General features: G+C 49.4%; 10 protein-coding genes. All 10 read right to left on the reverse strand.

What is annotated here, in order from left to right:
- Positions 1-29: 29 nt before the first annotated feature.
- Positions 30-1,592 carry an Rne/Rng family ribonuclease gene (locus HUU59_06985; GenBank protein ID NUO19173.1) on the reverse strand — a complete coding sequence of 521 codons (1,563 nt, stop codon included), beginning with the start codon at positions 1,590-1,592 and terminating at the stop codon, positions 30-32.
- Positions 1,593-1,651: 59 nt separating this feature from the next.
- The gene (locus tag HUU59_06990) at positions 1,652-3,319 is read right to left on the reverse strand and encodes a BamA/TamA family outer membrane protein (GenBank protein ID NUO19174.1); all 1,668 of its coding nucleotides are present in this window, start codon (positions 3,317-3,319) and stop codon (positions 1,652-1,654) included.
- A 23-nt stretch (positions 3,320-3,342) separates the two neighbouring features.
- Positions 3,343-6,756: a hypothetical protein gene (locus HUU59_06995; protein ID NUO19175.1), complete on the reverse strand. Its 3,414-nt coding sequence runs from the start codon at positions 6,754-6,756 to the stop codon at positions 3,343-3,345.
- A gap of 19 nt (positions 6,757-6,775) precedes the next feature.
- Positions 6,776-7,630: a hypothetical protein gene (locus HUU59_07000; GenBank protein NUO19176.1), complete on the reverse strand. Its 855-nt coding sequence runs from the start codon at positions 7,628-7,630 to the stop codon at positions 6,776-6,778.
- Entirely contained in the window at positions 7,627-9,111 is a 1,485-nt protein-coding gene (locus HUU59_07005) for a glycogen synthase (protein NUO19177.1), read from the reverse strand. The genes HUU59_07000 and HUU59_07005 overlap by 4 nt, the downstream gene beginning before the upstream one ends.
- Complete coding sequence (locus HUU59_07010; protein ID NUO19178.1) at positions 9,108-10,490, reverse strand: GGDEF domain-containing protein; 1,383 nt, start codon at positions 10,488-10,490, stop codon at positions 9,108-9,110. Before HUU59_07010 ends, HUU59_07005 begins: the two co-directional genes overlap by 4 nt.
- A 13-nt stretch (positions 10,491-10,503) precedes the next feature.
- Positions 10,504-11,763 (reverse strand): imidazolonepropionase, encoded by a 1,260-nt coding sequence (locus HUU59_07015; GenBank protein NUO19179.1) that lies wholly within the window; start codon positions 11,761-11,763, stop codon positions 10,504-10,506.
- 2 nt (positions 11,764-11,765) lie between these two features.
- Positions 11,766-12,548 carry an enoyl-CoA hydratase/isomerase family protein gene (locus HUU59_07020; protein NUO19180.1) on the reverse strand — a complete coding sequence of 261 codons (783 nt, stop codon included), beginning with the start codon at positions 12,546-12,548 and terminating at the stop codon, positions 11,766-11,768.
- Positions 12,548-14,200 (reverse strand): urocanate hydratase, encoded by a 1,653-nt coding sequence (gene hutU, locus HUU59_07025; protein ID NUO19181.1) that lies wholly within the window; start codon positions 14,198-14,200, stop codon positions 12,548-12,550. The genes HUU59_07020 and hutU overlap by 1 nt, the downstream gene beginning before the upstream one ends.
- A 133-nt stretch (positions 14,201-14,333) precedes the next feature.
- Complete coding sequence (locus HUU59_07030; GenBank protein NUO19182.1) at positions 14,334-15,164, reverse strand: hypothetical protein; 831 nt, start codon at positions 15,162-15,164, stop codon at positions 14,334-14,336.
- Positions 15,165-15,172: the final 8 nt, after the last annotated feature.

Consider the following 15,172-nt stretch of genomic DNA (forward strand, 5'->3'; position numbering starts at 1 on the left):
CCTAAATATATGAATCCTTGCGTTTAGTGTCAAGTGCTTGATTTGTCAGGCACCTTCGATTGAAACTCCGATGTTACTTCTCGTCGCTGCTTCCAACTGTAACCCTTGAATTCATCTATATTTAAGCTCGAGTCTGGTTCGAGCTTTATGTAGAGAAGTGCATCCCACATTATTCGACGAAGGTGAGATCGAAGGCCCTGTGTTATATAATCAACGATTACCGGATGTGCACGAATTGTCAATCCCATTTCTCCTGTTTGAGCCCGGAATCTCCGTACCCAGGATTGCAAACGCGTCACTACAGTTTCCTTCGACTCAATTAATCCCGACCCATGGCAAGTCGGACACGGTTCATTAAACGCGTGAACCAGTGACGATTTGGTTCTCTGCCTAGTCATCTCCATGATGCCGAATTGACTGATCGGCGCGATGTCCCATTTTGCCCTGTCACCTGACAAAGCTTGGTGCATTGCGTCAAAGACTTTCTTTCGGTTCCCTTCATGATACATATCTATGAAGTCAATAATTATAATCCCGCCGAGATCACGAAGTCGGATCTGGTGTGCGATCTCACGGCAGGCCTTTAGATTAACTCGCAGATTATTCTCATCCTGGTCTTCCTTGCCGACAAAACGCCCGGAGTTCACGTCAATCGTGACAACCGCTTCCGTTTGCTCAATGATCAAGTAGCTTCCACCACCAAACCAGACTTTTCGCGACAGACCTTTTTCGATTTCCTGTTCGATATTATACAAATCGAAAACGGGGCCGGGGCCTTCATGATAGGTGATTCTATCGAGAAACGGACGTGCTACTGCGCGAACGTACGCACGAATTTCTCTGTAAAGGCGTTTATCATCAATCACTACTCGAGCAATGTCCGGCCCAAACAAATCGCGTATTATGCTGGATGTAAGCGGCGCCTCCTTGTGAATCCGGCTCGGTGAAGGAGCCGTTTCAATTTTCGACTCGATCATTCTCCAAAGTCGTAACAGCATGCTTAGGTCGTGTCGAACTTCAGCGTCTGTTTTGCCTTCGCCAATTGTTCTGCAAATCAGTCCAAATCCTTCCGGCTTAATCTGCTTCAATATTGACTTCAGACGTTTCCGCTCTTTCACATCTGGAATACGCTTTGAGACGCCAACAAGATTATCCCCCGGAACAAGCACAAGGAAACGCCCTGGCAAAGAGATTTGCGATGTAAGGCGGGGCCCCTTCGTTCCAAGAGGTTCCTTAATGATTTGTACAAGAATCTCCTGACCCTGTTTCAGTTCGGCTCGTGGCTTCCATGCCCGTTTACGGCCTTCACGCTTCTCTGGAAGAGTCACCTCTTCCATGTCCGTGCCTTCTGCCATATCGACTGCACTTTGATACAAGTCGGAAAAATGAATGAATCCGTCGATTTCCCAACCAATATCAAGAAATGCCGCCTGCATTCCGGGAAGTACTTTTCGTACAGTCGCCTTGTAAATGTCCCCGACATTTCGCTCAGCATCCGGGAATTCAACAAACAAATTGGCTAACGACCCATCCTCAACAAGCGCAATGCGAGTTTCGGTAGTGGTCGAATTAATTACTAGTTCTTTCTTCAAGCAGATGTCACACGACTTTTATCGTGCGTTCCCAAAAGTGTCTTAGCCATTTTAATGGCTTAAAATAAACTCAAAAGTGAGACGTGCAGTTGCCCGTTCAAGGGAGAACTGCCGTCTGCTATACCGTAATCTATCCCCCATACGCCTATTGCCGTTTCCAATCGGACCCCGATTCCGTAAGCGCCCCGAATTAGATTGCGTGGCGTACCGGCGGCTGCAGCAGGGGAGTCGTTTATTGCTGCCCAATCCGTGAAGAAATGGACTCTTGACGACAATCCGAGCCAATATCGAGCTTCAACTGACGTCCACGCAATTCTGGAACCTAGGAATTGCTCTTCACGATACCCCCTCAGCGAGTTCGCTCCTCCCAGCCGAAACCTGTCAGATGACTGAATGCGCGGCTCATCCGATTCGATCAACCTGGCATGCCCGCTGAGATGGACAATCCAATACCTGGCAACCTCATGATTGAATTCCAGATCAAGAACCGCACGGCGCAATTCAAAGCTACGTCTGTTTGACCCTTGCGGTCGACTATCAGTCAAACGTTGACCCCGTGAACCGCTTGTCTCAAATCTATAACCGCTCCGGGGATTTCTGAAGTGGTCTCGCGTGTCGACAAGAATGCCAAGCTCAAGAAAGACGGTATTGTGCGGCGAAATACTAAGCAATGATGCTACTGCGGAATCCGCCAACAATTCCGACCGCGTGACGCCGCCAAAGATGTCAGTATTGGACGCAATCGGCACACCAAGCCGCGCGCCATAATCACGAGTCACATACAAGGTGTCCTCGACTCGTTGAGCAAATGAACCTTCCAGGTAAAGTGGCAAGCGTGCGAGCCATGTCTCTCTCCATGCAAATAAAAGTTCCTGAATTCCTTTTGCTGGTTTTGTCCACTTTACCTTGCCACGCCTGCCAGTTCCAAACAAGTTTAGAAATTGCAGGTCCACATATGCGGTAAATGTCTGCTCGCCGATGTCATTTCTCGGACTCAAGCCTGCAACCAAATCAAGCCTGGAAAGCTTATTCTCCTCAACTTCAAACACAATGCCGGTCCTACCTGCTTCACCAACTACTATTCTTGGTTCGCGCACGCTGCGAATGAATTCAAGCTGAGACAGTCGACGATGTGCTGATTGAACTCGTAGTTGGTTAAAACTCATTCCGTTCTTAAGCCGGCTCTCTTTGGCAAGCATCCATGACTGTGAAATGTCATTTCCTTCAAATCCAATAAAGTCTATGCTCACCAAAGGACCAGCCAGTACTCTCACATAAGGTGTAACAAAATGAGAATCGGCGTTCACTGAAAACGAATCTAATTCTACACGTGCGTATGGGTAGCCATTTGATTCGCACCATGACAGAATTTCGTTCGCAGATTCGGTTATTCTGGCGAGATCAAACTCACCGCTGCGCGACCACGGGAGAGTCTCATTGGACACCTTCCAAAGTACTGCAGAGTCTCCGGAGACATTGGCACTCCGGAAATGATACTGTTTGCCCGTGTTTACGAATATCGTATCACCATGCTGGTAAACGTTGCACTCCAAATATCCGAGGCAAATGAGAGAATCACCGACTATCGCTGCTGGGTCAATGTCCTCTTCGCCGCCGACAAGACTTAACCACGTCTGTACGACCGGTTCACTGAATCCCCTTACATGGAGGCTCTCGATTCCCTTGCCAAATGCGCTGCCAAGCGTGCAAATTATGCCGAGGCACATTATGGATATTCGAAAAGCGAGCATTAGAAATTAGCCCTTGCCTCTACGCGGCCAACATTAATAATGTCCTCGCCCGCGTCACGCCGACCCGAATATTCAATTGAACCAGAAAAGTTTGCCGAGAATGAATAAGTCACTCTAAACGACCAGCGAAAATTCTCGCCGCGATTCGATCCTTCACCGATTGACTGGGATAACCTGCTTCGATTTGATCCGACATGTGTCCATTGGAATTCTCCGTCCGCTCTGCCCCTTTGATATTTTGTGTACGATATCCTTGGAGCTAATGTTCGTATGGACGCCTGTGTTCTTGATTTCTCGTCAGCACTCTCAACACCCACTATCTTCAGGCCTGCTTCCCAAGGGGAAGCAGAAGACCAAACTACATCCTCTTGGACTCTGAATCTTCGAATATCGGAACTCTCAGCCGCCAATCCTTGATAGATCTGACGTTCAAGATCACATGATATCTCCGTTTCCCCGCGAAATGCACTTGATATCACGTACCTCACGCGCAATGTGCCCGTATTTCCTGTTGTCAACTGCGAACCGTTCGTGTATCTTGAAACTTGCGAACCGGAGTTCTGAACTCTTAGTCGAAGAGACCACTTCCTTGATAGCCTATTATAATGAACGTCTTGTCTTAATGAGAATCGTCCGTCAATCGTCGATGGGGTTCGAAGTTTGCGACGGTCAAGTAACAAAAGCCCGATTGTAATGGCGTCGCGCGTTTGCTCTTCTACGGTCGCTTCGGTCTCGAAGGAAAGGCGGCTCCAGATTGGGTTTCCTTCCCCTTTAGTCTCGTCTGGCCGGATCCAGATTTGGCTTGATGCGCGAATTTCCGACGAAGGACTAAAGTCACCCGTATTGCGACTGACAAGAATAAAGTCTCCTTGGTCATCGGGTACATACGTACCGTTGACAAGACTATAGGAACCGCTGCCAGGAGTAACGGGGACGAAAAGCTGCAATTGCTGCTCTGTCCGAGACTTCAAGGCATCATAGGTTGCATTAAATTCAAGTACTCTGTTACGGGGCGACACAAATAGTTCAAATCTTCCAGCATCTGACGAAACTGACATGGAATCTGGATTCTCGTAATTTCTGTCCCGATGACTCCATCTAACACTGCCACGTCCGGTTTCATTAGGCATCCAGCGTACCTCGCCAGCCCACCCGACTGACTCCGATACCTTACTGAAGATGCTTCCGCTTGATCGTGTGTCATCTTGTCGAAATCCGGCTTCAGCTTCAATCTCAATATCCGAAGGAAGTTTGTACGCACTGCCAAACGAAATGTCGTTAAACCTGAAGCCGCTCTCAGCAGAACGTGAATCTCGCAATTGCCGTTCACGATTCAAAGTTGCTCGTGGCAGGAAACCCCTCCAAGCTGTCCTGCCCTCCATGCGCTGCCGAACCCAATCCGTGTGTCGCTCATCAGTGCTGTCATCGCTAATAATGCTTAAGTGTTCTGCATACAACGAGGTTGATCTCATCGGCTGAAATGTCGCGTTCGTGCTAATCCGGGTGCTATTGAATGCCTCGCCTCTGGCAAGCGCACCGACACTTCCGCCGATGTTGAATGAGCGTATCGGTGAAACACCAACACTTAGTTGAGCATTCTGCTCATCCTCTTGTCTGGCCAACGATCCTGCCCACATCCTGTCAAACTCAACCTCATCGCTTCTACTCAAGTCACTGTATGACTTGTCCCGAATATTACCCTCCAAGTTTGCGACAAAGTTTCTGAGTTTGAACTTGTATAGATCCAGTTCAGGGGCATTGTAGCCCAACTGGACGGTTGCCGCTGCGCCATTATTGTCTGAATCATTTAGACCGGAAAAAGAATTTCGATCATGATTACTCAATGCGATTTCCGCACTTCCGTTGAAACCTACATCCCGTCCATGTGCAACTCGAATCGCCGCCAAATCCTTGGATGAAGGTAAAGGTAATCTGCGAGCAGCCTTGTAACGACCAACCCCAATGCCGACAAATCGGTAGTATGTCCTCCCAAGGGAGTCTGCTTCCGCAACATACTCGCCACCACCGTTGCCAAAGTCATCAAAGAACACTTGCCAATCACCTTGCGGGACGCCCTGGGGGGACGGAAAGACATACACAAAGTACGAGTACTCCTGACTCTCAATAAGTGTATCCCGCCGAACGTAATCTCCCAGGTTCGGACCCACAGAATCGGCCGACTCTGTAATTGCTAATCCCGCAGAGTCGCCAGCAAATGCGAGTGCCTTTCGATCAAGGCTGTCGAGTGCGAATCCAAGCGGCCTGTTTCTGTCGTCTCGTTCAGTGATGAATGTTGCGAAAACATTAGAATTCAGTTTCCGCGAATGTGCCGTTGCACGCGACGCCCAGAACTGCCTCTCATAATCTTCATTGGCGTATTCAAACTCGACGAATATTCGCGAATCGGACGTAATTAATCTACGAGACGTGAAGGTAATCTGACCTGCAGAATAGTCAATAATATAGTCGTTATCGCTCCCCCTGCGCAACTGAAGTCCGTCAAGCCAGACAGTTTCGGTGCCTGCAAGAATGACGATATGAGACTCGCCGTTTCGTCCTGTCAAACTGTAAGGGCCCTGCACGCTCTCCTCGCCTGAGAAGCGATTTGAAGCGTATTCACCTCGCCCCACCGCCGCAGAGACTTGAGCTGATGCAGATTCGTGGATCGCACCAAGTGTCAAACCAGTGAGCTTTCTGGAATAGGCGTCATAGCGGCCGCCCGCCAGTTCCAGTTCATAATCGCCAATAGTCGCCTTGAAATGCTCCGACTTGGCAGTTACAAAAACTTTGTCCAGTTCGCGAATTGATTCCGTCGTTCCTTCCGGCTGTATCGGCAAATTTTGGTCGCTCAGGGCCGCCACAATTTCGACGTTTGACCCCACTTTTCCTTCAACTTGCAACGAAAGAGCAGACTCAAAAGACAAGTCTTGATTTGTACCAATCTGAATACTTCGAATCAACGAACCAGCTCGTCTCAGACTCGTCCAGTTCTGCTCGACAGCATCGGAACGTGATGAATCCAGATTACTTCTGCCTCTGTCTGAAAGTGGTACCCATGGCTTCAAATCCGCAAGGGAACGGCGCGAATAGGATCTAAGCAGCGAAAACGGCGCATACACATAATCTACAAGAATTGTGTCTCCTTCTGCTAAAGGCGCCAGGAGTCGAATCGAATTCCCCTGCAGATCGACTCTGTAATCCTTCAAAGGTTCAAGATAAAACTCATTCTTCTGTACCGTTATGGACTCGGTGCTTATCCACGTGTGTCGTAGTGTGACAATCAACTCTCCACCGCTTGCCACATATTCAGTCTGCCCCTTCCTCCAATAGCTTCCGCCTTCGCAGTAACCCAAATGGCTTAAGCAAGAAAGCAGAATTAGAGTTACTATTGTGGAAGTGAATAGTGTTCGCACAGTATTGTGCTTTTCATGACTATGGCCAATGTAACAGGAGAATGCGCCCGCTGCGAGAATCTAGAATATATAGATCATTGGAGGATCGTGCTTCCAAGCGTAAGTCTTTCGCGAATTGCGACGCGATGTCAATCACTTCCAAGGCAACAACTGAGAAGTTTCCCTGGTCTGTACGCACAATCCCCTGATCTGACACAGCAAACCACGTCTGACCTACTCCGGTCAATTGATATAAATCGGTCGATGGGAAGCCTGCTTGCCAGAGTCTTGCATTACTTAAATTATTGTCACAAGTGTATGCCTTCTGGGTGGCATCATCTATCCAATACAAGTCGTCAGATATGCAATCTAATGACACCGGTGCCGTCAAGATTCCGCCAACTTGACCGCCAATTCTACCGACAGCCGTGAAAAAACGGTCGTACTTGATGATTTGATTGTTGCTATTCTCATATATGAACAAATCACCTTCGATATTAGATGCAATCATTCTCGGTTCAAGTACTTCACCGGCTGCATCTCTGATTACAAATTCTCCGCGCCACTCAAGCAGTCTTGAATACTCCACAATTCGCTTGTTGCCTGCATCCACGACATAAACGCCGCCACTTCCACTAATTGCAACGTCTACTGGCCACCGAAGTTCCCCGTCCGAGCCCCCCTGACTGCTTTCATAGAGCACATTCCCGGATTCATTGAGGGCTATTACCTTACTGTTTCCGGCATCAACGACATAAATTGAGTTGTCAAATCCAATCGCTAGTGATGTCGCTCTCCTAAACAACTTGTTGCGACCGACAATTTCCTTGACTACAGGGTCCTCCTGAGCGTAACTGCTTACCACGAGAATCAATGACAAGCACAACACAATCATCGATATGATCTTTCTGAAGAAAGAACCCGTCGATACATCTCTTCGTATACTCGCGCCGAACGGCGCCAACTAAAGTCTTCCTTCATTCCGTTTCGCTGAATCCTCCGCCATTTCTCAGTGTTACGAAAAGCGCTAAACGCTTTCTTTAATGTCAGGGAAAGCGCATGAGAACTGTACTCTCGAAAAAGAAATCCGGTACCACCTCTGGGATTATGATGAAAATCGGATATAGTATCGGCGAGTCCACCCGTCTCCCTTGCAACGGGTGGTGCTCCATATCGAAGGGCCATCATCTGACTCAAACCACAGGGTTCGAAGAGGGACGGCATTAGGAAGATATCGCATCCCCCATAAATCAGATGAGATAGGGGTTCGTTGTACTCTGTAATCAAACGAATACGATTCGGGTAAGCTCGCTCCAATACTCGCAGTTTTGACTCATAATCTGGATCACCGCTGCCAAGAATGACAACTTGTGCCGGGGCGCTAATAATCTCCCCGATAATTGGCAGCAGGATCCCGAAACCCTTTTGTTCTGAGATGCGTGTCACCATACCTACAAGTGGTGTCGACTGCTTGTAGTCAAATGAACAATGCTCGCAAAGCGCTCTCTTGTTTCGGTTTCGTGCTACAAGCGTTGTTGAATTGTATGTGACTGCAAGTGCCGCATCTGTTTCGGGATTCCATACCGTCGTATCTAATCCGTTCAGGATGCCCGAAAAGTGTGCATGTCGATTATGCAGCAATGAACTCAAGCCGAATCCCATATGTTCAACGGTTCGCAGTTCATGTGCATACGTAGGACTGACAGTATTGATTGCATCAGCCATTTCAATAGCCAGCTTAAGTAGATTGAACATACCGTGAAATTCTGCAGGCCCGCCAAGTTCCGCATAATCCTCAGCATGATCATACCAAGCCCTCGACCCGCCGTGCAGCCGGCCCTGAAATGCCATATTGTGGATGGTGAAAACAAACCTGGATAAATCAAAGAAACCGTTGAAACGAGGAGATCGAATGAACAAAGGCAACCCGCCTGATTGCCAGTCATGTCCATGAACAATGTCGGGTCTCCAATCGTTGCTCTGGCACCAAGTCAACGCTGCGCAGGCAAGAAGCGCAAAACGCACATCATTGTCTTCATAGTCACGGTTCGTTATGGGATCATTGTAATATCCCGACCGGTCAAACAGTTCATCGCATTTGACAAAAACATATTTGAGTCTCTCGGTGTCATGCTTGTGCTCTGCAAAAACTACTGGAAAAGTCCGTGAGTTAATCTGTATCTTAGCCGCATTCCAGTAGCCGTTTGATTCGAATAACCTGATGTTGCCATAGAACGGTGATACAACCACAACCTCATGTCCATGTTCAGCCAAAGCTTTCGGCAACGACGCGGCAACATCAGCAAGCCCTCCGCTCTTGCTGAATGGTGCAACCTCAGAGGAAACATGAATTACTTTGAGTTTGTCTTTATTCATTCAAGAGTTGCAAGTCTCACCAAGTTCCGGCCATTTCGCTTCACCCAATATAGGGCACGATCGGCGCGGTCAATCATGTCCTCAGGACTCTTGCAGCCCGCACTGTCCGTTACGCCGCAAGAAATCGTGATCGGCGCCAATTTTTCGCCTGTATCCGCAACGATCTCTCCGGATGAAATCACCTTGCGGATTTTCTCGGCAACAATTAGCCCTTGCTCGGCGCGAACTTCAGGGAGAATAAGTGCAAACTCTTCTCCGCCGTACCGTGCAACAACATCAATGTCACGTACCGTACGGCGAATCATGCTGGCTACCCACGTCAATACACGGTTCCCGGCTTGGTGGCCATAAGTATCATTGTAATTCTTGAACCCGTCTACATCTATCATAAGAAGGCTGATAACACCGCCATACCGCAAGGACCGCTGATACTCCGTTCTTAACTGCGTCAGGAAGAACCGATGATTGAACAGATTTGTCAGTCCGTCCACCATTGCCATGCGTTGTGTTCTAAAGTGCAAGGCGCTACGGTCAAATACTAGCGATAGTCCATGCTGAACTGTTGGAAGTGAAGACTCCTCGGAAGTTGATATCAGTGGACGGCGGACAAAGAGTAGCTTAATTATCCCATGCCGTTGCCCGCGGTGGACGAGAGGCACGAATAGCCCGGATGTGAGTCCGCTTGCCTGATTCGCTGCAAACAACGGCATCTCGCGCTCACTTAACTCGGCGACAAACTCCGTGCTTCCTTTCCGAAACAAGCCTTCTTCGTAGTTTTGAGATAGCGGCGATGGCCATTGAAACTCGGAACGAGACGCGAAAATCCACGACCACCCTTCAGGTCGGTCTGGCCAGTATGTGCTCGAATTTGCAGGTGCTATCTCCAGATAATCAGGAGCAAACAAACTGCGAAGTCGTTGCTCAATTGCATCGAAAAAGTCCGCGCCCTCTCTATCAAATCTATGCTCAGCCTGAATACACTCAAGCGCTCTGCAGCGGCATCGCTGCTCCCACAGCTTCCAGAGGTTCTCAATAACATTTCGTATGCCGTTTCCTTCAGTACTTCGCTTCGGCTGGTCGAGCCGTACTCCGAACGCAACAAGTTCTGATTGCACTTTATCCAAGTCTGCCAAACCAATAGTAAATCTCTCGCCGTGCACGTGGAATAATGCGGGGCACAAGGGCTCCGGCTCAACGACAACTAAGATGTTCTCGTCCGCAAAGATGTCTATGGTCGTGCTGCCGTACTCTGACTCCATTCTATCCGCATGGCCAACGAGAAAGTCGTCCACCGCCCGAAGTTCTTCGCCTGAAGCGCGCAAAAGTCTCCAATTCACCAATTTGTCTGACGCATGCAGTCTAGCGATAAGAGAAGTCATTGTTGGGGAAGTTTCAATAGCGCTTGACTGTTGATGTAAACTCGTACACCTGCTCCCCTGCGATCCAGACTTCGTCGGCGTGGCATGCTCCCATAAAATAAGGTAGGGACTCCGGTGAAGGTAAGTTCCACAAGCTGAAATCCGCTTGCCTGCCGGGTTCTATCGATCCCGCCAAATCTTGAATTCCAAGTGCCCGCGCTGAATCCAGAGTCACAGACCAAAGCAGCTCGTTCATGGTGAGTTTGCCGTATATTGCCGCGGTAGTCATGCAAAACGGTATTGATTCCGTCATTGACGTCCCCGGATTCATGTCCGTTGCAACAGCTAATCTTATTCCCGAATCCAGCATTTTCCGCATCGGGGGATATGGTATTGAGTTCATGCAATAGACGCACGCGGGAAGAGCAACGCATACGACACCTGCGTTATGCAAACGCGTAATTTCATCGTCATTCAAATACTCAAGATGATCTGCGCTGCGTGCACCGAGCTCAGCGGCAAGGAGAGCACCGCCCGAATGTCCAAATTGATTGGCATGTATCGTTATGTCCATTCCAAGTGCTTTTGCGGCACTCAGAATAGTTCTTGAGTCTTCCACCGAAAATGCGCCGCGCTCGCAAAATACGTCCACCCTCCCAGCCAGTCCGCGCTCTCGAGTTTCAGGTATGATCTGATCTGTCACTTCTTGAACAAAAGTGTCGCGCTTGCTCGCTAGTTCCAAAGGAACGGCATGTATCAACAAGGTCTTGACCATTCTCTGTGGCACAATCTTCTCTATTTCGCGCATAGCGACGAGCAGTCTCTCTTCACCGGCCCAGGTCAACCCATATCCGCTCTTGCATTCGATCGTTGTCACTCCGCCGGCTAAAGACATCTCGAATCTCGGGAGTGATTCACGAACGATCTGCTCGACCGAGGCAGCAGCAATTCTGCGAGCAGTTGCGTGAATTCCTCCTCCCTTCTCGGATATTTCTTGATACGACGCTCCGCGGTTACGCAAGTAGAACTCTCCCGCACGGTTGCCAACAAATATCGGATGTGCATGGCAATCGACAAAACCGGGAAGCATTAGCTTGTGCAGAGCATTGTATCGAGGAACGCTCGTTGGAACCCGATTTAGCAAGTCAAACGACCTGCCTATTTCCTTGAAATGACCGTTCTCAATCCATACGGCAGCGTTATGAAGTTCCTGTACTGGCCGCCGCAGATCGTCAGCGTCCTTCAGCTGCGGTGTCGCTAAAGTCCCGATATCAAAAATCAGAGCTGAATTCAACCTTATTCCCCGGAAAATGCTGCTTCACGTTTTTCGAGAAAGGCGGTGGTGCCTTCCAGCTTGTCTTTTGTGCCGCAGCAAAGGGCGAACAACTCTTCCTCAATTCTTAGTGCATCGGTAAGAGGCTTTCCTGCGCCGCGATAGACGGCTTCTAGGATCGCTTTGCGTGCAAGCGGCGCGAGCTGCGCAAGTTGTGTTGCAAGTTCAATTGCTCTGGTCTGAATTGTTTCCGGTGCAGCAACTTCATTGACAAGACCCCATTGCAATGCCGTATTCGCATCTATCATTCGCGCCGTAAGTAACAGGTCTAGTGCTCTGCCACCGCCAATTAACCGCGCAAGTCTTTGGGTGCCGCCGTATCCAGGAATAATGCCCAACTTTATCTCAGGTTGGCCGAATTTCGCCTTCTCTGACGCAATTCGAAGATGGCACGACATTGCCAATTCGCATCCTCCACCAAGCGCGAAACCATTTACGGCGGCGATGACTGGTATCGGCAAAGACTCTATCCGCGAAAACAACCGATTGCCGCGCTCGGTAAATAGTTTGCCTGTCTTAGAATCCAATTCCCGAATCTCAATTATGTCCGCGCCTGCGACAAAACTCTTCTCGCCTGAACCTGTAATCACGAGTGCCCGGATTTCCGGCGTGATTTCTTTATCCAGACAGTGCTCAAGTTCAGTAAGTGTCGCCCCGTTCAAGGCGTTCAGCGCCTTCGGTCGGTTTATCGTAATCTGCCCGACCGGACCCGAAGTACTCCAGATTATGTTCTCGTAGTTCATCATTAGTAGTTTAGTCCCGGTATCCTGACGTTTTTCGTAATTGCGGTTTCTGTCGCCAATTCGTACCCGGCATCATGATGACGAAATATGCCCATTGCCGGATCGTTTGTCAATACTCGCTCAATTCGCCTGGCTGCATCATTAGTACCGTCAGCCACAACTACTTGGCCGGCGTGCTGTGATGCACCAATTCCGACTCCGCCGCCGTGATGGAAGCTCACCCATGTGGCTCCGCTTGCTGTGTTCACCAATGCATTTAACAATGGCCAATCTGAAATTGCGTCTGATCCGTCTTTCATGGACTCAGTTTCGCGATTCGGTGAAGCCACGCTTCCGCAATCCAGATGATCGCGACCGATAACGATTGGCGCATTTACTTCTCCTGATGCAACCATGGCGTTTATCGCTAATCCAAGTTTTGCCCGGTCTCCTTGACCAAGCCAGCAAATGCGAGCGGGTAAGCCTTGAAACGGTATTTTAGTGGTCGCTTCTTTTATCCACCGTTGCAGTCCGGCATCATCTGGAAACAGCTCAAGGGCTTTCCGGTCAATTGCATTTATGTCTTTCGGATCGCCTGAAAGTGCTGCCCACCTGAATGGACCTTTGCCTTCACAGAATAGCGGTCTGACGTATGCCGGAACAAATCCCGGGTAGGCAAAGGCCTCGGCGTAGCCGCCTTTCAGAGCTTGTCCTCGCAGATTATTTCCATAATCAAACGCCACGACACCTTGATCCTGCATTTCCTTTATTGCCCGACAGTGCTGTACCATGGCACCCATCGAATACCTGATGTACTCTGCTGCATTCCGCCTGCGAAGTTCAAGAGCCTCCGCATAGAGCATCCCGTTCGGCACGTAGCCGTTTAATTCATCATGCGCGGAAGTTTGGTCTGTCACGAGCTGCGGCAGATCCCCGCGTCGGACCAATTCAGGAAAAACATCGGCACAGTTACCAAGCAGACCAACAGAAAGAGCCTGCTTATTTCTTGCAGCGTTTTTCACAAGATTCAGTGCTTCGTCAAGAGATTCGCTCGCGCGATCGCAGTAGCCAATTTCTACCCGTCTCCTAAGTCTAATGGGGTCCACTTCGACACAAAGCACGGCACCGCCATTCAGTGTCACAGCAAGGGGCTGTGCGCCGCCCATTCCTCCTAATCCGCCTGTCAGTGTCCAGGTACCGGCCAGAGTCCCGCCGAAGTGTTTGCGGCCGGCTGCTGCGAAAGTCTCATACGTTCCCTGCAGTATGCCTTGAGTCCCGATGTAAATCCACGAACCGGCTGTCATCTGGCCATACATTATCAAGCCTTTTGCCTCTAACTCGTGGAAATACTCCCAGTTCGCCCATTGTGGAACGAGATTCGAGTTGGCAATAAGTACACGCGGAGCATCCGGGTGTGTTGTCACAATACCAACTGGCTTACCGGATTGCACGAGCAGCGTCTCGTCATTGGCGAGTTTCTTCAATGACTCGAGTATGAGCTCAAGTGCTTCACGATTCCTGGCCGCTTTTCCGGTCCCACCGTACACTATCAGTTGCTCACGATCTTCGGCAACAGATTGGTCGAGATTGTTCAGGAGCATTCTATATGCAGCTTCCTGCAACCATCCCCGGCAGACTAGATTGGTTCCTGTGGGTGTATTTGGTATCTCTAACATAATATATTTACTGTGCTTAAAGTGTTTCGATTCGGAATCACTGCAACTTTCCACCAATACGGAATATAGCTACTAAATCTACAAAAAACAAGCCGCTTGTGAAGCGGCTTGACACTCAATTCGATTACAGGTCCTATCGGAGCGGCTCAAGTGAGTCATGTTTGAGTCGTAACATTAAACTATCGCTGAGTCCGCTATCGTACCTGAGTAATGCTCTTTCCCATGACCCATATGCAGGATTTGGCAGCATAAACCAACGAGTGCCCCACCAACTCATATAGTCCTTGGCCAGTTTCTCCCGCTCGTCCGTTGTCTTCTTGTATCCCACAAAATCATCGAGATTGTCGCCTGCGATTTGCACTATTCTATGGGTCTTGGCGATGTAATCGCGACGCGTACTCTTGTCAGAACCCCAACCGTCGCGTTCATCCTTACACATCACTTGCTCCGCGGTTGTAGTCTGTGGAAAGCCCTGTGCTCTCAAGTTCCGCCACGTGCATTCATCCACTTTCGCGTCGCGGTTCGTAACATAAAAGATTGCCACACCCTTCTTGTCCGCCTCCTTCAGGTATTCTACCGCGCCCGGAATCGCGGGGGCTTTCTCTTCGCAGCACCATTCATCCCATTTGTCGGGGTAGCTTGACTTGTCCAAAATCAATCGGGCCTCATAGGCCGAATTGTCAAGTACCGTCTCGTCGACGTCAACTATGATTGCAGGAGGTTTCGTTCCAAATGGAGGTTTCTGCTCCGCGGCGGCCGTCCAGCTTGTATCGTCAAGCGCGCGCTCGAGAGCGTCCAGCGCTCCCAAATACACCGTCTCACACGACGCATAGTACTCGGCTGAACTCTGCATCCAGAGAACACTGTGAAGTAACTCGTGAGTTTCGCGTCGGTAGACATGCTTAACAGTGCTTGAACAGGAAATTGCGAACAAACAGATTGAAATCAGCAACGTCAGTCGCATCTTGACAC

The organism is bacterium, from assembly GCA_013360195.1.
Lineage (GTDB): Bacteria > Electryoneota > RPQS01 > RPQS01 > RPQS01 > JABWCQ01.

Bases quoted from the DNA above. Each gene is read 5' to 3' on its own strand.
- HUU59_06990 (NUO19174.1), bottom strand. From the start codon at position 3,319: ATGTGCCTCGGCATAATTTGCACGCTTGGCAGCGCATTTGGCAAGGGA.
- HUU59_07000 (NUO19176.1), bottom strand. From the start codon at position 7,630: ATGATTGTGTTGTGCTTGTCATTGATTCTCGTGGTAAGCAGTTACGCT.
- HUU59_07005 (NUO19177.1), bottom strand. From the start codon at position 9,111: ATGAATAAAGACAAACTCAAAGTAATTCATGTTTCCTCTGAGGTTGCA.
- HUU59_07010 (NUO19178.1), bottom strand. From the start codon at position 10,490: ATGACTTCTCTTATCGCTAGACTGCATGCGTCAGACAAATTGGTGAAT.
- HUU59_07020 (NUO19180.1), bottom strand. From the start codon at position 12,548: ATGATGAACTACGAGAACATAATCTGGAGTACTTCGGGTCCGGTCGGG.
- hutU (NUO19181.1), bottom strand. From the start codon at position 14,200: ATGTTAGAGATACCAAATACACCCACAGGAACCAATCTAGTCTGCCGG.
- HUU59_07030 (NUO19182.1), bottom strand. From the start codon at position 15,164: ATGCGACTGACGTTGCTGATTTCAATCTGTTTGTTCGCAATTTCCTGT.